We start from the raw sequence: 19,925 nt of genomic DNA on the forward strand, positions 1-19,925 counted from the left end.
ATAGTCATGGCGGCGCGGTCGCTACAAGAGGCCGTTCCGATGGGCCAAATGGAGAGCGTCAGCGCGCATCCGCGCCACTAGAAACCGCGAGAAGTCCCATGAACCCCATCGAAATCACCCTGCAATCCCTCGACGCCGCCGAGCGCGTACTTCCCCTCGGCGAGCCGGTCTACATGCTCAATCTGCTGCGCTACCGCCCGCATGCGCGTTACGAGGACGGCTTCGACGCCGCGCCCTGTTCGGGCCGCGAAGCCTTCAACGAACGCTATAGACCGGCCTTCCGGCGTCTCGCAGCCGGTAAGCCGCTGGTGCGGATGTTTTCCGTGCCGGTCCTGGCGAGCCTGGTCGGCCCGCAAGGCGAACGCTGGGACGAAGCGGCGATCAATGAATACGGCGATTTCGCCGCCTTCCGCTCGATCGTCGACACCGAGACCTACCAGCGCGAAGTCGCCCCGCATCGGCACGCGGCGCTCGAGGATTTCCGGTTGTTCGCGCTCGCCAAGGCGATGTGAACGCATCGGGGCGCCGGCCTTCATTTGGCATCTCAGGACGTGGTTGGATCGCGCGCAAATGCGGTATTGGCGGACTATCCAACCGCCGCGAGGCCAGTTGGGCCGTTCGCAGGCAAAGAAGCAGAGCTTCCAAAATAGTGGGTCTCGCGATGTAGCGGACCCCCGCTACCCGCTTTCCTCGCATTTCCCTTGCTGGCGTGATATGCCTCTGCGTCGATCAGCAGGTTGAGATGGTGAGACTGAGTCCGTTTCCACCAGGTCCGGATTGCTCCAGTTGGCTCTGAAAATCTTACTTGCCGGCTTTGCCGTGTTTCCCTTGGTGCTGCTCTGGTTCGGAGGTCCAATTGTCTGGACCGCCCTGCGAACCGGGCGGCTGCTCGCTCGTGGAGCCGTCTACGATCGCGAGGTACAGCCTAAGATGTACTTTTTTGGGTTGGTATTCTGGTTTTGCATATTTTTCGTTATGGCAGGGATTAGCTCATCCGTGCTCGTGCATGTCGACGACTGGATTCTCAATTAGACGCTATCCTGCGATTCTTCGTTCCTTCCGCCGCGCTGCCGCGCATCGCCCCGGAATGACGGCGAGGCACCGAAAAAAAACGGCGGCCCGGGGGGGGGGCCGCCGTTGGAGTCGAGACCACGCGAAGCTAAGCGTGGTGCTCAGGAGGCTCGGAGCTGGACGCGCTGGATCTTGCCGACGATCAGCAAGTAGGCGCACGCCGCGACCAGGGCGTTGAGGCCGACGAACACTAGTGCGCCGTTGAAGGAGCCGGTGGCCGACAGGATGTAGCCGATCACGATCGGAGTGGTGATGCTGGAGAGGTTGCCGAAGGTGTTGAACAGGCCGCCGGAGACGCCGCCGGCTTCCTTCGGCGAGGTGTCGGAGACCACAGCCCAGCCGAGCGCGCCGATGCCCTTGCCGAAGAACGCCAGCGCCATCAGGCCGACCACCAGCGCCTGGCCGTCGACATAGTTGCAGCCGATGATTGCCATCGACAGCAGCATGCCGCCGACGATCGGGATCTTGCGGGCGAGCGTCAGCGATCCCGTCTTGCGCAGGATGGCGTCGGAGATGAAACCGCCGAGCACGCCGCCGATGAAGCCGCACAGCGCCGGCAGGGTGGCGACGAAGCCGGCCTGCAGGATCGACAGGCCGCGCTCCTTGACCAGATAGACCGGGAACCAGGTCAGGAAGAAATAGGTCAGCGTGTTGATGCAGTACTGGCCGATATAGACGCCGAGCATCATGCGGTTCGACAGCAACTGTCCGATATGCGACCAGGTCGGACCACCGGAGGTAGCCTTGGCGTCCTTCGCGCCCTCCATGTCGACCAGCGCGCCGCCGTCCTTGATGTAGTCGAGCTCGGCCTGGTTGACGCTCGCGTGCTCCTTCGGTCCGTACATGGTCCTGATCCACATCAGGCCCATGAGGATGCCGAGCGCACCCATCACTGTGAAGACGTGGCGCCAACCGAACGCATGCGCGATCCAGCCCATCAGCGGCGCGAAGATCACGGTCGCGAAATACTGGCCCGAGTTGAAGAAGGCCGACGCCGTGCCGCGCTCGTTGCTCGGAAACCAGGCGGCGACGATGCGGGCATTGGCCGGGAAGCTCGGCGCTTCGGCGAGACCGACCAGGAAGCGCAACGCGAACAGCGCGGTGACCGCGGCGGCGCCGGAAAAGAAGCCGATCCAACCCTGCATCATGGTGAAGATCGACCAGATCACGATGCTGCAGGCATAGACCCAGCGCGAACCGAAGCGGTCGAGCAGCCAGCCGCCCGGCACCTGCGCGAGCACATAGGACCAGCCGAAGGCGGAGAACACATAGCCCATCGCGACGGGATCGAGATGCAGCTCCTTGGACAGCGAAGGTCCTGCGATCGACAAGGTCGCCCGGTCGGCGTAGTTCACGGTCGTGACCAGGAACAGCATGGTCACGATAAACAGCCGCACGCGTGATCGGCGCAATTCGGCCGTGGTTACGATAGCGCTCATGCGCTCCACCTCTCTTGTACGTTCCTCGATGACTGTCCTAGAGGAGAGGGAGGGCCGGGGTCCAAACCGAAGCCTGTATCAATCGATGCAAATTTTGGATCGATCCCCGGGGTCTCCATGCCGGTTGAAGCCTGGGGCTCGTCACCAGCCGCGGCTTGCGATGCATGAGCTGGTCAGGCTTGCGCGCCGAGGTTTTGCAGATTTCGTGGCGCAGTCGACCGCCGTCGCGGCGGATCTCTCCCCACATCCACCGCGCCTCACGCGCCGGATCGCCTGGATCCCGGCGCACTCGCTGCCGAGAAGATACGATGCACAGCGTACCGTTCCGCCGGTTGGAAGCTGCCGGCACGGACCGATCGACGTGCGAACCATCCGTGCTTGTATCCGTCGTGACTGCGTGCACAATCGTCGGTGCGAGCGAACAGGAGCCATTGCGCGTGAAGGCCGTCTACACCGAGCTGCATCGCAGCCATGATCCGCAATTCTATCTGGTGCGTGGCGTCGTCAAGCGCACCACCGAGCAGCCCGAGCGGGCGGATCGTTTGCTTGCGGGATTGAAGGCCGGCCATCACGAGTTGGTCGCGCCGCTTCATTTCGGCCAGGAAGCTCGCGCGCGCGTGCACAGTCCGGAATACCTCAATTTCCTGGAAGAGGCGTGGGACGCCTGGGCCGCGCTCGGCGATGCCGGTGCGGAAATGATCCCGAACATTCATCCCGTTCGCAATGCCGCCACCTATCCGACGCACATCGTCGGGCGGCTGGGCTGGCACACGACCGATACCTCAGCGCCGATCGGGCCGGGGACGTGGGAAGGCGCCTGCGCCGCGACCGACGTGGCTGCGACCGCAGCGCAACTGCTGCTCGACGGCGAGGATGCGATGTACGCACTGTGCCGGCCGCCGGGCCATCATGCGTATCGGGACATGGCCTCGGGCTTCTGCTTCATGAACAACTCCGCCATCGCGGCCGCGCATCTGCGTCAGCGCCACGAGCGCGTCGCCATCCTCGACGTCGACGTCCATCACGGCAACGGCACGCAGGGCATCTTCTACGAGCGGCCCGACGTGCTGACCATCTCGATCCACGCCGACCCCACGCATTACTATCCGTTCGTCTGGGGCTATGCGCATGAGCGCGGTGCAGGCGCCGGGCTTGGCGCCAACCTCAACATTCCGCTGCCGCTCAAGAGCGGCGACGACACCTATCTCAAGGCGTTCGAGACCGCGGCCAAGACGATCCATGCGTTCGCGCCCGGTGCGCTCGTGGTGGCGCTCGGCCTCGATGCCTCCGAGCACGATCCGCTCAAGGGGCTCTCCGTGACCACGCCAGGTTTCCGTCGCATCGGCGGCGCGATCGCGCGGCTCGGCCTTCCCACGGTGTTCGTGCAGGAGGGCGGCTATCTCTCGGACATTCTCGGGCAGAACCTGACCGCGGTGCTCGGAGGCTTCGAAGCGGCGCGGTAGGCCTTCATCTCGTCCTCGCGATCTCTTCCTGGTGTGCCTGCAGAACGCCATCGCAAATCATTCGCATGGCGGCGCTTGACGTGCGGAGGCGAGCCGCGACGCGACCACGCGAGGCTCGACAGAGCAGGTGACTGGCGAAACATCCGGCTCCAATTGCTGCACCATTTAGCAAGTGCTAGGCTTTGCGAACTACCCTCGGCTGTAGTCGGCTCGGAGGGACGTGATGAAGCGGCGAATGATCGGCCTGGATACCCTGGTCGGGGGACCCGAAGAGGCATTGGCCCAGCCGACGGCCAAGCTGACCCCGTCGGAGCTCAGCTCCGCAGCCTCGGCCGGCCGGCCATCCCGCCGAAGGCTGCTGGCCTCAGCCGGCCTCGGCCTCGGCGCTGCGGCATTTTCGTTTTCCTCCGGCCCGTCTTTCGCGCAGCCACGTGACGGCGCAAGCCTTGGCCGGCCGGTGCGCGTCAGCAAGGATCGGCTCGATGCGCTCGCAGCGAAGCTCCACGCCGTCTTCAATGAGCAGAATATCTTGCCGCCATTCTCGGCCGACAAGCACGGGGCGCGGGTCGACGTCGAACTGCGCCGGCTGACGACCTACACGCGCATCCCCAGCACCGGTGAGCGCGTCAAGGTCAGCGGCCTGCTCGCGCTGCCCGCCGATCACAAGGGCGCACTGCCGGTCGTGTCGTGGCAGCACGGCACCATCCTGTCGTTCGACCAGGTCCCGTCCAATCTCGTCAAGCTGGCCGATCCGAACTACGAGCCGCGCGACAATGTCGATTCGATCGAGACGCTGTTCAACGTCCAGCGCCTGGTCGGCAACGGGTTTGCGTTGATCGCGGCCGACTATCTCGGCAAGGGACCGTATCGCCAGGGGCGAGGCGAGGCCTATGCGGTGAAGGACGCGACCGTGCAGTGCTGCCTGGACGTGTTGAACGCGGGTCTGCTCGCGCTCGATCACCTCGGCCTGCGAAAGACCGGGCTGTTCCTGAACGGCTGGTCGCAGGGTGCCTTGAACACGCAATGGCTGCGCCAGGAGCTGCAGCGGCGGCGCGTCGCGGTGGCGGCGAGCGCCACGCAAAGTCCGTTCAACAATCTTGCGGATTCGATGCGCTATTGGGTGTCCGCCCAACCGGGCAGCGCGTCGACCGACAGCACCTATCCGAAGCAGCCGATCTGGATCACGCCGTGCGTCATCGTCCTCCTGGGCAGCTATCGCCAGTATTACCGGCTCGGCGACCTGTTCAAGACTGCGATCAAGCCGCAGCACGTCGCGCTGGCCGAGAAATACTTGGCCGACTACAGCATGGACGAGACGTTCAGCAAGTCGGTGCCGCAGCCCTCGGATCTGCTGGTCGACGGCTTCTTCGAGCGCTTCACCCACGAGACCAACAGCCGCTTCCTCCGCCGCCTGGCCGGCAACAGCTCGACCTATTGGGATTATGACTCCCCGATGCGGTTCTACTACGGCCTTCTCGACGAGGCGCTGCCGCCGAGCCTCGTCAAGATGCCGCTGGCGGCCGACGGGCGCTTTGCGCAAGGCATCGCGGTCGCCGGCGCCAGCCATCGCGGCACGTTCCTGGCAAGCCTCTATGGCGGCGGCGACGTCATCGGCGGCGCTTCGACCGTGCTGGACTTCTTCAAGACCAGTTCCTGAATTTCGGCGATGATCAGCTTGCCAGCGCCTGCGGCCTGTGGGTCGCGAGCTCCCGCTCGGCGGTGCGGACGATCTCCATGGTGCGCACGACGCTCGCCGGATTGACGCTGATCGAATCGATGCCGAGTTCGGCCAGATAGCGCGCGACTTCCGGATAGTTGGCCGGCGCCTCGCCGCAGATGCCGACATGGCGATGGTTGCGGTGCGCGCCCTCGACCGCCATCCGCAGCATCGCCAGCAGGCCGGGATCACGCTCGTCGAAATCGAAGGCGACGATGTCGGAGTCGCGGTCGACGCCGAGCGTGAGCTGGGTGAGATCGTTGGAGCCGATCGAGAAGCCGTCGAAATGTTTGGCGAACTCGTCGATCAGGATGACGTTGTTCGGGATCTCGCACATCATGTAGATCTCGAGCCCGTTTTCGCCTCTCACGAGGCCATGCCCGGCCATCGCCGCAATCACCTTGCGTGCCTCCTCCACGCGGCGGCAGAACGGGATCATGATCTTCAGATTGGAGAGCCCCATCGTGTCGCGCACGCGCTGCAACGCCGCGCATTCCAGCGCGAAACCGGCGGCGTAGGCGGGATGCGCATAGCGCGAGGCGCCGCGGAAGCCGAGCATCGGGTTCTCTTCCTTCGGCTCGAAATCGGAGCCGCCGATCAGGCTGGCATATTCGTTGGTCTTGAAGTCCGAGAGGCGCACGATCACCGGCCGCGGGTAGAATGCCGCGGCGATGGTGCCGACGCCTTCCGACAGCCGCTCGACGAAGAAGTCGGCGGGCTTCTTGTAGCGCGCGGTCAGGCGCTTGATCGTCGCGCGATCTTTTGCCGTGGTCACCTTTGCGGGCGTCGCCAGCGCCATCGGGTGGATGCCGATCGCCTGGTTGATGATGAACTCCATGCGCGCAAGGCCCACGCCATCGTTCGGCAGCAGCGCGGTCTTGAAGGCCAGTTCGGGGTTGCCGAGATTGACCATGATCTCGGTGCGCGGCTTCTCCAGTCTGTCGATCGCCAGGCGCTCGACATCGAACGGCAGTGCGCCGTCGTAGACATGGCCGGCATCGCCCTCGGCGCAGCAGACGGTGACCGTCGTTCCGGTCTTCGCGCGCTTGCTGAAATCCTCCGTGCCGACCACGGCCGGCACGCCGAGCTCCCGAGCGATGATCGCGGCATGGCAGGTGCGGCCGCCATGATCCGTGACGATCGCCGCCGCGGTCTTCATCACCGGCTCCCAGTCCGGACTGGTCGACGCGGCGACCAGCACCTCGCCGGGGCGGAACGCGTTCAGATCCTTGGGATTGCGGATCAAGCGGATCTTGCCGGTGGCGATCTTTTCGCCCACGGCGCGGCCGGTTGCCAGCGTCCTGCCGGTCTTCTTCAGAACGTAGGTCTCGATCGCCTCGGGCCGCCGCTGCGAGGCCACCGTCTCCGGCCGCGCCTGGATGATGTAGAGCGCACCGTCGCGGCCGTCCTTGGCCCATTCGATGTCCATCGGTGTCGGCCTGCCGGCCTTCTGCGAGTAGTGCGCCTCCACGACGATGGTGGCCTGCGCCAGCTCCAGCACGTCGGCGTCGCTGATGCAGAATTTCGCCCTGTCGGCCGGCGGCGTCGTCTCGGTGCGCGTCGTGGGGCCGCGGCTTCGTGCGCCGGCCTTTACGCCGGCTTTGGCATAGACCATCCGCTTGTCCTTGGCGCCGAGCCGGCGCGACAGCACGCTGCGGAAGCCGGCCGCGAAGGTCGGCTTGTGGACGTAGAACTCGTCCGGATCGACCGTGCCCTGCACGATGGTCTCGCCGAGGCCATAGACCCCGGTGATGAAGGCGACGTCGCGAAAGCCGCTCTCGGTGTCCAACGAGAACATCACGCCGCTCGCGGCGCGGTCCGAGCGTACCATCTTCATCACCGCCACCGAAAGCGCGACCTTGTCGTGGTCGAAACCGTTGTCGATGCGGTAGGAGATCGCGCGGTCCGTATAGAGCGAGGCGAAGCAGCGGCGGCACGCCTCGAACAGGTCCTTGGCGCCGCGAATGTTGAGAAAGCTCTCGTGCTGGCCTGCGAAGCTCGCATTCGGCAGGTCCTCGGCGGTGGCCGAGCTGCGCACGGCAACCGCGACGCCGCGGCCATACTCCTGCTCCAGCTGCTTGTAGGCCTCTGCGACCTCGTAGCGCAGGTCGTCACGGTCGGTCGCCGCGAAAACGATCGCGCGCGCCTTCGCCGCGCGTTTGGCGAGATCGGCGATGCGGCGCTTGTCGAGGCCTGCGAGCAGCTTGCGCAGCTCGTCGTCAGCGCCGGTCGCGCGCAAGGCATCGCGATAGGCGGCGGCCGTCAGTGCGAAGCCGTTGGGTACGCGCACGCCCTGCGACGCCAGCGCCGAATACAGCTCGCCGAGCGAGGCCGTCTTGCCGCCGACCCCGGGCACGTCCTCGATACGAAGGTCCTTGAACCAGCGGATGTAGCCGGGTGCCGTCATCAGTGATCTCCCGCATCGCAGCGCAAACTTCAGTTTGTCGCGACGGGCGGCGGCTGCCTTGCGCAAGATCAAGCAGGGCGCTCCGCGAGCCCCTTAAATCGCGAGATGACAACGGTTCCACCATAGGCAAGGATGTTTGGTAAGACTCATCAATCGCACCCATCCGGATCACCAATGATCTCCGACGACGAGAACGAGGACGGCAATCGCGAATGGTCGCGGTTCTGGCTCACGGCGCGGCAATTCTGGCTCGGATCGACGGCATGGCGGGTCTGGCTGCTCTGCGTCGCCCTGATCGTCCTCGTGGTGCTTCAGCTCTACGTGCAGTTTCGGTTCAATTACTGGAACAGGGATTTCTTCGACGCATTGGAAGGCCGCGATCCGACGCGGCTGCGGCAGCAGGCCGCTCTGCTCATTCCGCTCTGCCTGGCGAGCGTCGTGCTGGGGATCGTCTCGGTGTGGGGCCGCATGGTGATGCAACGCAACTGGCGGCAATGGTTGAGCACCAAGGTGATCAACTATTGGGTCGAGAACGATCGCTATGCGCGGCTCGCAACGGTGCAGGGCGATCTGAAGATTCCGGAGTATCGCATTGCCGAGGACATCCGCATCGCCACCGATGCACCGATCGACTTCGTGGTCAGTGTGATCTCCTCGCTGCTGACGGCGGTCGTGTTCGTCCAGGTGCTGTGGCAGGTTGGCGGATCCATCGGTTTTGCCGTAGCCGGGCACCAGTTGTGGATTCCAGGCTATCTGGTGGTCAGCGTCGTCATCTATTCCGGACTGGTGACCGGGGCGATGCTGTGGGTCGGTTCGCCGCTCACGCGCGTCATCCAGACCAAGAACCAGGCCGAATCGGAGCTGATTACCGCAGCACATCACTTGCGCGACATCGGCGAAGGCATCGCGCCCAAGCAGGAAGAGCGCAGCGTCATTGCTGGGCTGTGGATGGCGCTCGACCGCACGATCCGGCAATGGAAGCGGCTGTGCTGGCAGCTGATGCGCAATACCCTGGTGTCTCATCTGAATTCGCTGCTCGCGCCGATCATCGGCCTCGTGCTGTGCGCGCCGAAGTTCCTCGATGATCAGATGACGCTGGGCGAACTCACCCAGGCTGCCGCCGCGTTCACGCTGGTGCAGGGGTCGTTCAATTGGATGGTGGACAATTTCAACCGCCTCGCCGAGTGGATGTCGTCGCTGGAGCGCGTCGGCGGGTTGCTGCTCTCGCTGGATCGGCTCAACGGTGATACGGCGAGCGATGTCACGCCGTCTCGAGCCGCACATCAGCCAGCAGACGGCTGACGTCGGCGGGATCGGACAGCGCGGTGCCGGTGCGCAGCAGCGCCGCGGCACCTGCGGCGACTGCAAAGCGAAACGCTTCGTCCAGCAGCTCGCCCGCGGCGAGCTTCGCGACCAGCGCGCCGAGAAAACTGTCGCCGGCGCCGACTGCGTTGACCGGCACCATCGTCAGCGGCTGAGCGCGCAGCACGCGGTGGCGGGTGACCAGCAGGGCGCCGAGATGACCCATGGTCAGCGCGACGGCGCCGGCCTTGCCGCTCGCGACCAGCGCGTGGGCGGCTTTCTCCCAGGCCGTTGCATCGGGCAGCGCGCCGCCGACCAGCTCTTGCATCTCGTGCAGCGACGGCTTGATCAGGTCGACCCCGCCGGCAACCGCCGCAGCCAAAGCTGGTCCCGAGGTGTCGAGCACGAATTGCGCGCCGTGTGATCGTGCAAGCGTCGCAACGCGCGCGTAGAAGTCGGCCGGCACGCCACGCGGCAGGCTGCCGCTGCCGACGACGAACCGGGGGAACGGATCCTGGGCCGCGAGCAGGGTAAGGCCGGCCTGCCACTCGGCCTCGGTCAGCGTCGGACCCGGCAGGATGAAGCGATAGGGCTGGCCGCTGACGCGCTCCTGGACGAAGAAATCCTCGCGCGTGTCCTCGGCCGTTGCCCAGGTGTGGCTGGCGACGCCTTCCTTCTCGACGAGTTGCTTCAGCAGCAGGCCGGTCGGGCCGCCGACCGGATAGAGCGCAGTGACGTCGCCGCCGAGTCGGGCGATGACGCGGGCGACGTTGATGCCGCCGCCTCCGGGATCTCGCTGTTGCGTCGTGCCGCGCAGCTTGGCCACCGGCACGATTTTCTCGACGGTCGTCGAGACGTCGACGGCCGGGTTCGGCGTGATCGTGACGATGTCGCTCATTCGATCTCAGTGCGTCGGGGAGCCGCCGCTCGCGGTGATGCCGGCCTCGAAGAACGATTTGAGGCCGAGAAAGCTGATGTCGGGCTTGGTGACGAGATGAACCGGGATCGGACGCAGATAGCTGTCATAGCGCCCCTTGCTCTCGAACTGCCGGCGGAAATCGGATCTGGCAAAGTAGTCCGGAAACCGCGGCGGAATGCCGCCGGCGATGTAGACGCCGCCGCGGGCGCAGAAGGTGAGTGCGAGGTTGCCGGCGACAGCGCCGAGCCAGGCGCAGAACATGTCGAGCGTCGCGCGGCTGGTGGCGCAGCTGCCGTCGAGCGCGGCGTGGGTAATCGCTGCGGCATCGCGCGGCGGCACGTCGACGCCATCCACCGCCGCGACGGCTCGATAGACATTCTCGAGGCCCATGCCGGACAATGCGCGCTCGATCGAGACATGGCCGAAGCGCTCGCGCATCTTCGCCAGCACGGTGGCCTCGCGCGCCGTCGTCGCCGGCAGCGTGGCATGACCGGCCTCGGTCACGGCAACCATGGGGTGGCCGTCGCCCGGCAGATAGCAGGCGGCGCCGAAGCCAGTGCCCGGGCCGATCACCAGCATCGGCGCGCCGTCGACCGCGGCGCTTCCGCCAAGCGAAAACAGGTCGTCGGGATGTAGCGCTGGCAGCGACCAGCCGACCGCCTCGAAATCGTTCAGGAGCTTGGCCGAGCGCAGCTTGAACCGCTCCGCCAGTTCGGCGCCGTCGATCACCCAGGTCGAGTTGGTCAGCATGCCGCGATTGCGTTCGATCGGGCCGGCGACGTCGAGCACGGCCGCGTTGGGCGCTCCGCCGGTTGCTTGGCGCGAGAGGAAGTCGGTGATCGCGTCAGCGATGGTCGGAAAATCCGCGACCTTGAGATGAGCAACCTCGCCGATGGTGCCGCCGTCAAGCAGCGCGAAGCGCGCATTGGTGCCGCCGATGTCGCCCAGAAGAACGCGTTCGCTCATCCTCACTCTTCCGCCCGGTTGTGCCGCCCGGCGGGATCGTCGGATGCCCGGTGAGCCGCAATCATGTTCGAATACCACCGCGCCGACGCCTTGGGAATGCGGCGCTGGGTGGCGCGATCGACATAGACAATGCCGAAGCGCTGCGAATAGCCTGCCCCCCATTCAAAATTATCCAGGAGCGACCAGACGAAATAGCCGCGCACGTCGGCGCCCGCCGCGATCGCCTGTTCCATCGCGGTCGTATACGCCTTGAGATAGCCGATCCTGCCGTCGTCCTGGATGCTGCCGGATGCATCGACGATGTCATTGGCCGCCGTTCCGTTCTCCAGGACGTAGATCGGAAGCCGGAACCGGCTGTGGATGTCCAGGAGCGTATCGCGGAACGCCTCGGGCACGACAGGCCAGCCGATTGCGCTGCGCGGCACTTCCGCGGGAGGCGGTCCGAAGCTGGCGCCCATCAGGTTGCTGCCCGCCTTGACGTAGTGCGGCGAATAGTGATTGAGGCCGAACCAGTCGACGGGGCGAGCGATCTGCGCCATGTCGCCGGCTGCGATATAGGGTGCGACGGCCTCCTGGAGCTCCGGCGGGTAGCAGGCAAAGGCCTGCGGAAACGGGAAGGCATCGTTCCAATAGGCGGCGAGCCGCAAGGCGGCCGCGGCGTCCTCCGCACTGTCGCTCGCAGGGTAGCAGGGCTGCCGATTGTGGATGGCGCCGATCGAGGCGCCGGCCACATCCCTGCGCAGCACGTCGACGGCGCGGCCATGGCCGAGATTGACGTGATGAATGGCCTTGTGCAGGGCCGCGCCGTCGGCGATCCCCGGCGCGTGCCAGCCGAGGCCGTAGCCGAACAGGGTGAACACGCAGGGCTCGTTGAAGGTCGCGAAGCGCTTGACCCGGTCGCCATAGCGCCGCGCGACCAGCGCGGCATAGTCGGCGAACCAGCCGGCGATATCGCGGTTCTGCCAGCCGCCGAGCGCCTCCAGCGCCTGCGGCAGGTCCCAGTGGTAGAGACAGAGCCACGGCTCTATCTCAGCGGCAAGCAGGGCGTCGATGAGGCGGTCGTAGAAGGCGAGACCGGCTTCGTTGGCCGCGCCGCGGCCCTGCGGTAGCAGCCGCGGCCAGGCGACCGAGAACCGATAGGCATTGAGGCCGAGATCGCGCATCAGCGCTACGTCCGCAGCGTAGCGATGATAGTGATCGCAGGCGGTCTCGGCGGTGTCGTTGTGGCTCACCCGGCCGGGGGCGCGCAGATAGACATCCCAGATGCTGTCGGCGCGGCCGTCGAGGTGCGCTGCGCCCTCGATCTGGAAGGCCGAGGTCGAGGCGCCCCAGAGAAAGCTCGGACGGATGGTCATGATCGAGATGGGCCCTTGCGTTGTTGCGATCAGCCGCATGATGGCGGTCGCCGGCGCTCCGCCGTTGACCGGGATCAAGCGGGCGATACCCCGGCCGGTGCGGTGTGCGAAGGTGCCTGCGTCGGGCAATGGCAATCATGCAGGCAACGGGCTTGCATCGGAGCCGAAAGCTGTGGAACGTGCGGCCGCCGAAAACTGGAGTCCCGGCGCGAATGAGCGTTTTTCTGCTGCGGCGCTTCCTGACCCTGCTGGCGACCCTCGTCGGCGCGTCGCTGATCATATTCCTGGTGCTCGACGCGCTCCCGGGTAACGCCGCCCAGATGCTGATGGGCGCGGATGCCTCGCCCGATGCGGTGAGGGCGCTGACCGTCAAGCTCGGGCTGGATCAGCCGCTGGCCTGGCGCTACCTGCACTGGATCGGCGGCCTGCTGACCGGCGATCTCGGCAACAGCTACGCCTATGGAACGCCGGTGGCCGAACTGATCCGCGAGCGGCTGGCGATGACCATTCCGCTCGCGATCCTGGCCATGGGACTCACGACCGTGCTGGCGCTCGCGGCCGGCATCTACACGGCCGCCAATCACAACCGCCTCGGCGACGTCGGCGTGATGTCGCTGACCCAGATCGGCATCGCCTTGCCGAACTTCTGGTTCGCGATCCTCCTCATCCTGTTGTTTGCAGTGAAGCTGCAATGGCTGTCGGCCGGCGGCTTCCCCGGCTGGGAGGACGGCATCTGGCCGGGCCTGCGCGCGCTGCTGTTGCCGGCTGTGGCGCTGGCCGTGGTGCAGGCCGCGATCCTGGCGCGGGTGACGCGCTCGGCCGTGCTCGACGTGCTGCGCGAGGATTTCGTGCGCACCGCGCGCGCCAAGGGCCTGACCAAGCGCGAGGTGCTGTGGCAGCACGTGCTGCGCAACGCGATGATCCCGGTGCTCACCGTGATGGGCCTGCAATTCGCCAATCTGCTCGCCGGCACCATCGTGATCGAGAACGTGTTCTATCTGCCCGGCCTGGGGCGCCTCATCTTCCAGTCGATCGCCAACCGCGACCTGATCGTCGTGCGCAACTGCGTGATGCTGCTGGCGGCGATGGTCATCATCGTCAACTTCGTGGTCGATGTGCTGTATGCGGTGATCGATCCGCGCATCAAGGTGCACGAGTTGTGAGTTCTGCCGTGGTCGTTCAAACGGGCGCTGCGCCTGCGTCCAATGCGTTCTGGCGCCGCGCGCTGCGCCATCGCAGCTTCACGGTCGGCGCGCTGCTCTGTCTGCTGGTGCTTGGCGCCGCACTGCTGTCGCTGGTATGGACGCCATGGTCGGCCTATGAGATCGACGTCGCATCCAAATTGCGGCCGCCATCAGCAGCGCATTGGCTCGGCACCGACGTGCTCGGCCGCGACATCGTCTCGCTATTGCTGGTGGGTGCCCGCGCGACCATTCTGGTCGGCGTCATCGCCGTCGGCATCGGTCTCACCTGCGGCGTCTGCCTCGGCCTGGTCGCAGCCGCCCGGCGCGGCTGGACCGAGGAGCTGATCATGCGCTTCAGCGACTTCACCTTCGCCTTTCCCGCGGTGCTGTCGGCGATCATGCTGGCGGCGGTGATCGGGCCGGGCATGGCGACGTCGATCGCCGCGATCGGCATCTTCCAGATCCCGGTGTTCGTGCGCGTCACCCGCGGCCAGGCCGGCGCGATCTGGGCGCGCGAGTTCATCCTGGCGGCGCGCGCCGCCGGCAAGGGCCGCTTCCGCATCACCATCGAGCACGTGCTGCCGAACATCCTGTCGATCCTGATCGTGCAGGCGACGATCCAGTTCGCCCTGGCGATCCTGGCTGAGGCGGCGCTCTCCTATCTCGGCTTGGGCACCCAGCCGCCGCAGCCGTCCTGGGGACGGATGCTGAACGATGCGCAGACATTGCTGTTCCAGTCGCCGAGCCTCGCCGTGTATCCTGGTGCCGCCATCGCGCTCGCGGTGCTCGGCCTCAACCTGCTCGGCGACGGCTTGCGCGATCTGCTCGACCCACGGCTGGCGAGGCAGCGATGATGGCGAGCGATCAGCCTCTGCTCGATGTGTCGGGTCTCGGCATTCGGCTCAATACCAGCCGCGGCTCGGCGCAAGCTGTGCGCGAGGTCTCCTTCGCGCTCCGGCGCGGCGAGACGCTCGGCATCGTCGGCGAGTCCGGCTGCGGCAAGTCGATCACCGCGCTCGCTCTGCTTGGGCTTCTGCCCGATAGCGCCGTCGTTAGCGGCAGCATCAAGCTTGATGGCCGCGAGCTGGTCGGTCTCGGTGATGCCGATTATTGCACGCTGCGCGGCAACCGCATCAGCATGATCTTTCAGGAGCCGATGACCGCGCTCAACCCGATGCACACGATCGGCCATCAGGTGGCCGAGCCGCTGCTGCGGCATACCGGCTGCACGACGACCGAGGCGAAGCGCCAGGCGATCGCGCTGCTCGACCGCGTCGGTCTGCCGGACCCCGCCCGACGCTACGACGCCTATCCGCACCAGTTCTCCGGCGGCCAGCGCCAGCGCATCACGATCGCGATGGCGCTTGCCTGCAAGCCCGACGTGCTGATTGCCGACGAGCCGACCACCGCGCTCGACGTCACCATCCAGCGCCAGATCCTCGATCTCATCGCCGATCTGGTCGCCGAGCGCGGCATGGCAATGATCCTGATCTCGCATGATCTCGGCGTGATCGCCGAGAACGTGCACCGCATGATCGTGATGTATGGCGGCACGGTGGTCGAGAGCGGCACCACCGACGCGGTGTTCTCGCGCATGGGTCATCCCTACACGCAGGGCCTGTTCAGGGCGCGGCCGCGGCTCGGGGTCCGCAAGGGCACGCGCCTCTCGACCATTGCCGGCACGGTGCCGGAGCTGGCCGATCTGCCGGCCGGTTGTCCGTTCGCAGATCGCTGTGGGCTGGTGATCGACGCCTGCCGCACCGCGCCGCCGTCTCTGGGCGAGATCGGCGCCGGGCACGGCGTCCGCTGCATCCGCGCCGATGCCGCGCTCGCGCGTGACCCGGTGGGAGTGGTCGCTTGAGCACCGCCGCGCAGATGTCGGCCGAGACGCCGCTGCTCGAGGTCACGGATCTCGTGCAGCGCTATGCGCTGCCGCGCGAGAGTCTGCTGCGGCCGCCCGGCGAGGTGCTCGCGTTGAACGGCGTGTCGCTGTCTTTGATGGCGGGCAAGAGTCTCGGCATCGTCGGTGAGTCCGGCTCCGGCAAATCGACCTTGGCGCGGCTGATCATGGCGCTGGAGAAGCCGTCGTCGGGATCGGTGCTGATGGCCGGACGCGACCTCCACCGCCTTTCGGCGGATGAGTTGCGGCGCGCCCGCCGCGAATTCCAGATGGTGTTCCAAGACCCGTACGGATCGCTCGATCCGCGCCAGACCATTGCGCGCATCGTCGCCGAGCCGCTGACCGCTCTGGAGTCTCCTGATCGCGAAGTCCTGCGCATGCGCGTGGCCACGGTGCTGCGGCAGGTCGGATTGCGCGATGCCGACATGGACAAATATCCGCACGAGTTTTCCGGCGGCCAGCGCCAGCGCATCGCGATCGCGCGGGCGTTGATCACCCAGCCCAGGCTGATCGTCGCCGACGAGCCAGTCAGCGCGCTGGACGTGTCGGTGCAGGCGCAGGTGCTCAACCTGATGCAGGACCTGCAGGAGCAGTACGGCCTCAGCTACGTGCTGATCAGCCATGACCTCGCGGTCGTCGACTATCTCTGCGACGAGGTCGCGGTGATGTATCTCGGCCGCATCGTCGAGCGCGGGCGGCCGGAGGACCTGTTCGGCCAATGCGCGCATCCTTATACGCGCGCGTTGCTCGACGCCGTGCCTCGCGCGCAGGCTGGCGCTGTCAGGCGCCGGCGTACGGACGTTGCGATCGCCTCGCAGTCATCGGGAGCCGCCGGGTGTGCCTATGCGCCGCGCTGTCCGCTCGCCGATGCGCAGTGCCGCACGACGGCCCCCGCATTGCGAACGCTCACGGGAGCGCATTCGGCCGCCTGCCATAAAGCGGAAAGCGTGATGACGCTGCCGGCGCTCGTCGCAACGGAACAGCAGCCACTTGTCTCGAAGCCGCTTTGACGCGTAATTTGGTTTCCTCAGGGAGAAACAAACAATGTTGAAAAGACTATCGATCATCGTCTTGGCCGCGCTCGTTGCGGCCGCAGCGCCGGCTCACGCGCAGAACAAGAAGGACAGCGTCGTCGTCGGCATGACCTTGGAGCCGCCGGGGCTCGATCCGACCAGCGCGGCCGCGGCGGCCATCGCCGAGGTGACGCTCTACAACGTCTATGAGACGCTGACCAAGATCAACGAGGACGGCTCGGTTTCGCCGCTGCTGGCCTCGAGCTGGCAGGCCTCGTCCGATCTGAAGAGCTACACCTTCAAGCTCGCCAAGGGTGTGAAATTCCAGAACGGCGAGGCGTTCGACTCCGCCGCGGTGAAGTTCTCGTTCGAGCGCGCCGGCGCCGCCAACAGCACCAACAAGGACAAGGCGCTGTTCCAGGCGATGGAGTCCGTGACGGCTCCCGACGCCGAGACCATCGTCGTCAAGCTGAAATATTCTGAGCCCAACCTGCCGTTCCTGCTCGGACAGGCCACCGCATCGATCGTCGAGCCGAAGAGCGCACCGACCAACGCGACGCAGCCGGTCGGCACCGGGCCTTACACGCTGGGCGCCTGGGCCAAGGGCTCATCGCTGACCTTGAACAAATGGCCCGAGTATCGCAACGCCGCTGCCGTGAAGCTGTCCAAGGTGACGATACGCTTCATCTCCGATCCGGCGGCGCAGGTCGCGGCGCTGCTGTCCGGCGACGTGGACGCCTTCCCGCGCGGCACAACGGCGCGCACCTTGCCCCAGTTCAAGTCCGACCCGCGCTTCACCGTGCTGATCGGAGGCTCCAAGGCGAAGACCATCGTCACCATCAACAACAAGAAGAAGCCGCTCGACGACGTTCGCGTCCGCCGCGCGATCCTCGCCGCGATCGATCGCAAGGCGATGATCGAAGGCGCGGTCGACGGCTTGGGGACGCCGATCGGCAGCTTCTACGTGCCGGGCTCGCTCGGCTATGTCGACACCACCGACATCAATCCCTACGACCCGGAGAAGGCGAAGAAGCTGCTCGCCGAAGCCGGCGTGACCACGCCGCTGCAACTGTCGTTGCGGCTGCCGCCGCCGGCCTATGCGCGGCAGGGCGGCGAGGTGCTTGCGGCTCAGTTGGCCAAGGTCGGCATCGTCGCCAAGATCGAGAACCTCGAATGGGCGGCGTGGCTGTCACAGGTGTTCAACGGGCCGCATGATTTCGACCTGACGATCGTCTCGCATGTCGAGCCGTTCGATCTCGTGAAGTTCACCGAGAAGAACTACTATTTCGGCTATCAGTCCGAGGCCTTCGACAAGCTCTATCAGAAGATCGTCGATACGCCTGATGAGACCGGGCGTGCCAAGCTGCTCGGCGACGCCCAGCGCATGCTGGCGACCGATGCCGCTGCGGGCTTCCTGTTCCAGCCGCAGTGGATCACGATCATCAACAAGAAGCTCAAGGGCGTCTGGAAGGACGTGCCGCAGTTCGAGAATGATTTCTCGAGCTGGTCGTGGGAATGATTGTCGCCGCTCTTCGTATAACACCGCAGTGAAGCTGCACGATACAGCGCCCTCTCCCCTTGTGGGAGAGGGCATCGCCGGCCTATCCGCGTGCGCGGTAGGGTGAGGGGTATTGCTAGCGGTATTGCTCCGAATACGGCTCTCGCGGCGGGAGATCCCTCACCCAACCGCGTTTGCCGCTCTGTCCTACTTGTCTCTCCCAAAAGGGGAGAGGGCGTATAAGCAGCCGCCGTGCTTTCGCAAATGATCGTCTGGTGGCTTCGATGAGCCACACGATCCTTGTCCCAATCAGTTCGGCCAATCGATCGGCGTGAAGCGCAACTGCCGCCGCCGCATCTCGGCCTGGAGTTCCTGCGCATACTGCTTGGCCCGATCACCGATCAGGCGGTAGGGGCCCCCGATCCGGCTGTCGGCGGCCACCTGCTTTCGGACACTTTCGTAGTACGCCATCAAGCTTTCATCGGTCGAATTTACAAATCGCATCCACGCGCCCTCGCAACAAATCCCCCTCGCTGCTAAGTTTGCACGGCTTTTCCGCCGCGGCAGCGACATAAGTTAACACTCGATGGCCGTGAATGGTTCCATTCTTGTTCCGGCGTCTCCGCCAGTTGACAAGAGGATCAGGAACCGTTCCGCCTCCCGACATTTGGTTCCGTTAGTTGAACCAGAGCGACAATGCACACCGAAGTACTTATCATCGGCGGCGGTCCCGCAGGCCTGATGGCCGCGATCTACCTCGCACGGTTCCGGCGCCGGGTCGTGATCGTCGACAGCGGCGCGTCGCGGGCGGCGCTGATTCCCCGGAGCCATAACCTGCCGGGTTTTCCGAACGGCATGCCTGGAAGCGAGCTGCTCGCACGGATGCAGCGGCAGGTCGAAGAACTTCACGTTCCGATCATCCGGAGCACGGTGAGCGCTCTCGACACGCGCGATGCAGATCTCGTTGCGACTCATGAGCGCGGAACGGTCACCGCACAGCGCGTCATCCTCGCAACGGGGATTGTCGACAAGCAGCCGCCGTTGGCCGATTGGCGAGCGGCGGTCGGTGACGGCGAGCTGCGCTATTGTCCCGTCTGCGACGGCTTCGAAACCATCGGCCACAAGATTGCGATCGTGGGCGAGCTCGCCGATGCCGCCGGCAAGGCGCTGTTCATGCGCGTCTACAGTTCGGACGTCACCTTGATCCCGATCGATGATGCGCAGGATGCGGCCAAGCGGCAGGAGCTTGCCGCCGCCGGCGTTCGGGTGACGCCGCAGCTTCATGCGTTGCAGCGCCGGGACGGTGCGCTCGAAGCGTCGTTCGTCGATGGCAGCCGCGCGCGGTTCGAGATCGTGTATCCTGCGATGGGGGCCGATGTCCGCTCCGACCTCGCCATCCGGCTCGGCGCGCGGCATACGACTGAGGGCTTTCTCGAGGTCGATGCCAAGCAGCGCTGCGGCGTCGCAGGACTCTATGGCATCGGCGACGTCGTCACCGACCTGCATCAGATCGCGGTGGCGTTCGGCCATGCCGCGGTCGCCGCCTGTCACGCGCATCATTCATTGCCGATGCGCCATGCGGAACCATAGCGGCAAGGCGGCGTGGAATTGATCACAACCTGAAATCGCGATATCCCGTGTGAGTGCCGTTTGCGTTGATGTGTCGGACCATGATCTTATGGACAGAAGAT

16 protein-coding genes are annotated in these 19,925 nt (G+C 65.7%); 10 read left to right on the plus strand and 6 right to left on the minus strand.

Going from position 1 to position 19,925, the window contains the following annotated elements; translation table 11 throughout:
• Window positions 1–98 precede the first annotated feature (98 nt).
• The gene (locus tag ACQR1D_RS24945) at window positions 99–512 is read left to right on the plus strand and encodes a hypothetical protein (RefSeq protein ID WP_434840057.1); all 414 of its coding nucleotides are present in this window, start codon (window positions 99–101) and stop codon (window positions 510–512) included.
• Between the two features lie 660 nt (window positions 513–1,172).
• Here the strand turns inward: ACQR1D_RS24945 and ACQR1D_RS24950 are convergent.
• The gene (locus ACQR1D_RS24950; protein WP_315803397.1) at window positions 1,173–2,510 is read right to left on the minus strand and encodes an MFS transporter; all 1,338 of its coding nucleotides are present in this window, start codon (window positions 2,508–2,510) and stop codon (window positions 1,173–1,175) included.
• A 437-nt stretch (window positions 2,511–2,947) separates the two neighbouring features.
• On the opposite strand from ACQR1D_RS24950, the gene ACQR1D_RS24955 reads away from it, so the two are divergent.
• Together ACQR1D_RS24955 and ACQR1D_RS24960 are read left to right on the plus strand one after the other, a co-directional pair.
• A complete protein-coding gene (locus ACQR1D_RS24955; protein WP_315803398.1) occupies window positions 2,948–3,973 on the plus strand; it encodes a histone deacetylase family protein in 1,026 nt (341 codons plus the stop codon).
• Window positions 3,974–4,196: 223 nt separating this feature from the next.
• A complete protein-coding gene (locus ACQR1D_RS24960; protein WP_434840058.1) occupies window positions 4,197–5,630 on the plus strand; it encodes a lysophospholipase in 1,434 nt (477 codons plus the stop codon).
• 13 nt (window positions 5,631–5,643) lie between these two features.
• Here ACQR1D_RS24960 and ppsA read toward each other — a convergent pair whose 3' ends face one another.
• Complete coding sequence (gene ppsA, locus ACQR1D_RS24965) at window positions 5,644–8,097, minus strand: phosphoenolpyruvate synthase (RefSeq protein WP_316182439.1); 2,454 nt, start codon at window positions 8,095–8,097, stop codon at window positions 5,644–5,646.
• Between the two features lie 174 nt (window positions 8,098–8,271).
• Between ppsA and ACQR1D_RS24970 the strand changes: the two genes are divergently transcribed.
• Window positions 8,272–9,399, plus strand: coding sequence for an SbmA/BacA-like family transporter (locus ACQR1D_RS24970; protein ID WP_434840059.1), 1,128 nt, complete (start codon window positions 8,272–8,274; stop codon window positions 9,397–9,399).
• Here the strand turns inward: ACQR1D_RS24970 and ACQR1D_RS24975 are convergent.
• Genes ACQR1D_RS24975 through ACQR1D_RS24985 form a run of 3 tightly spaced genes read right to left on the minus strand, consistent with a single transcriptional unit; the run spans window position 9,359 to window position 12,639 of the window.
• Window positions 9,359–10,297 carry a 1-phosphofructokinase family hexose kinase gene (locus tag ACQR1D_RS24975; RefSeq protein WP_315803402.1) on the minus strand — a complete coding sequence of 313 codons (939 nt, stop codon included), beginning with the start codon at window positions 10,295–10,297 and terminating at the stop codon, window positions 9,359–9,361. The genes ACQR1D_RS24970 and ACQR1D_RS24975 overlap by 41 nt on opposite strands.
• Window positions 10,298–10,303: 6 nt before the next feature.
• Window positions 10,304–11,284: a glucokinase gene (glk, locus tag ACQR1D_RS24980; RefSeq protein WP_316217435.1), complete on the minus strand. Its 981-nt coding sequence runs from the start codon at window positions 11,282–11,284 to the stop codon at window positions 10,304–10,306.
• A gap of 2 nt (window positions 11,285–11,286) precedes the next feature.
• Window positions 11,287–12,639 (minus strand): GH1 family beta-glucosidase, encoded by a 1,353-nt coding sequence (locus ACQR1D_RS24985; RefSeq protein ID WP_316217434.1) that lies wholly within the window; start codon window positions 12,637–12,639, stop codon window positions 11,287–11,289.
• 212 nt (window positions 12,640–12,851) lie between these two features.
• Here ACQR1D_RS24985 and ACQR1D_RS24990 point away from each other — a divergent pair, with 212 nt between their 5' ends.
• Genes ACQR1D_RS24990 through ACQR1D_RS25010 form a run of 5 tightly spaced genes read left to right on the plus strand, consistent with a single transcriptional unit; the run spans window position 12,852 to window position 18,255 of the window.
• Complete coding sequence (locus tag ACQR1D_RS24990; protein ID WP_315803404.1) at window positions 12,852–13,802, plus strand: ABC transporter permease; 951 nt, start codon at window positions 12,852–12,854, stop codon at window positions 13,800–13,802.
• Window positions 13,803–13,810: 8 nt separating this feature from the next.
• Window positions 13,811–14,677 (plus strand): ABC transporter permease, encoded by an 867-nt coding sequence (locus tag ACQR1D_RS24995; RefSeq protein ID WP_316182444.1) that lies wholly within the window; start codon window positions 13,811–13,813, stop codon window positions 14,675–14,677.
• Window positions 14,674–15,684 carry an ABC transporter ATP-binding protein gene (locus ACQR1D_RS25000; protein ID WP_434840060.1) on the plus strand — a complete coding sequence of 337 codons (1,011 nt, stop codon included), beginning with the start codon at window positions 14,674–14,676 and terminating at the stop codon, window positions 15,682–15,684. The genes ACQR1D_RS24995 and ACQR1D_RS25000 overlap by 4 nt, the downstream gene beginning before the upstream one ends.
• Window positions 15,685–15,698: 14 nt before the next feature.
• Window positions 15,699–16,733: an ABC transporter ATP-binding protein gene (locus tag ACQR1D_RS25005; RefSeq protein ID WP_434840106.1), complete on the plus strand. Its 1,035-nt coding sequence runs from the start codon at window positions 15,699–15,701 to the stop codon at window positions 16,731–16,733.
• A gap of 34 nt (window positions 16,734–16,767) precedes the next feature.
• Window positions 16,768–18,255 (plus strand): ABC transporter substrate-binding protein, encoded by a 1,488-nt coding sequence (locus tag ACQR1D_RS25010; protein WP_315803407.1) that lies wholly within the window; start codon window positions 16,768–16,770, stop codon window positions 18,253–18,255.
• Window positions 18,256–18,543: 288 nt separating this feature from the next.
• On the opposite strand, the gene ACQR1D_RS25015 is transcribed toward ACQR1D_RS25010, so the two are convergent.
• A complete protein-coding gene (locus tag ACQR1D_RS25015) occupies window positions 18,544–18,705 on the minus strand; it encodes a hypothetical protein (RefSeq protein WP_315714266.1) in 162 nt (53 codons plus the stop codon).
• A 225-nt stretch (window positions 18,706–18,930) separates the two neighbouring features.
• Between ACQR1D_RS25015 and ACQR1D_RS25020 the strand changes: the two genes are divergently transcribed.
• Window positions 18,931–19,824: an NAD(P)/FAD-dependent oxidoreductase gene (locus ACQR1D_RS25020; RefSeq protein ID WP_434840061.1), complete on the plus strand. Its 894-nt coding sequence runs from the start codon at window positions 18,931–18,933 to the stop codon at window positions 19,822–19,824.
• Window positions 19,825–19,925: the final 101 nt, after the last annotated feature.

The organism is Bradyrhizobium sp. HKCCYLRH2047 (assembly GCF_051168175.1).
GTDB lineage: Bacteria > Pseudomonadota > Alphaproteobacteria > Rhizobiales > Xanthobacteraceae > Bradyrhizobium.

Excerpts from the sequence above, each read along its gene's own strand:
- ACQR1D_RS24945 (WP_434840057.1), top strand. The coding sequence starts at position 99 with ATGAACCCCATCGAAATCACCCTGCAATCCCTCGACGCCGCCGAGCGC.
- ACQR1D_RS24950 (WP_315803397.1), bottom strand. The coding sequence starts at position 2,510 with ATGAGCGCTATCGTAACCACGGCCGAATTGCGCCGATCACGCGTGCGG.
- ACQR1D_RS24960 (WP_434840058.1), top strand. The coding sequence starts at position 4,197 with ATGAAGCGGCGAATGATCGGCCTGGATACCCTGGTCGGGGGACCCGAA.
- ppsA (WP_316182439.1), bottom strand. The coding sequence starts at position 8,097 with ATGACGGCACCCGGCTACATCCGCTGGTTCAAGGACCTTCGTATCGAG.
- ACQR1D_RS24970 (WP_434840059.1), top strand. The coding sequence starts at position 8,272 with ATGATCTCCGACGACGAGAACGAGGACGGCAATCGCGAATGGTCGCGG.
- ACQR1D_RS24975 (WP_315803402.1), bottom strand. The coding sequence starts at position 10,297 with ATGAGCGACATCGTCACGATCACGCCGAACCCGGCCGTCGACGTCTCG.
- glk (WP_316217435.1), bottom strand. The coding sequence starts at position 11,284 with ATGAGCGAACGCGTTCTTCTGGGCGACATCGGCGGCACCAATGCGCGC.
- ACQR1D_RS24985 (WP_316217434.1), bottom strand. The coding sequence starts at position 12,639 with ATGACCATCCGTCCGAGCTTTCTCTGGGGCGCCTCGACCTCGGCCTTC.
- ACQR1D_RS24990 (WP_315803404.1), top strand. The coding sequence starts at position 12,852 with ATGAGCGTTTTTCTGCTGCGGCGCTTCCTGACCCTGCTGGCGACCCTC.
- ACQR1D_RS25000 (WP_434840060.1), top strand. The coding sequence starts at position 14,674 with ATGATGGCGAGCGATCAGCCTCTGCTCGATGTGTCGGGTCTCGGCATT.
- ACQR1D_RS25005 (WP_434840106.1), top strand. The coding sequence starts at position 15,699 with ATGTCGGCCGAGACGCCGCTGCTCGAGGTCACGGATCTCGTGCAGCGC.
- ACQR1D_RS25010 (WP_315803407.1), top strand. The coding sequence starts at position 16,768 with ATGTTGAAAAGACTATCGATCATCGTCTTGGCCGCGCTCGTTGCGGCC.
- ACQR1D_RS25015 (WP_315714266.1), bottom strand. The coding sequence starts at position 18,705 with ATGGCGTACTACGAAAGTGTCCGAAAGCAGGTGGCCGCCGACAGCCGG.
- ACQR1D_RS25020 (WP_434840061.1), top strand. The coding sequence starts at position 18,931 with ATGCACACCGAAGTACTTATCATCGGCGGCGGTCCCGCAGGCCTGATG.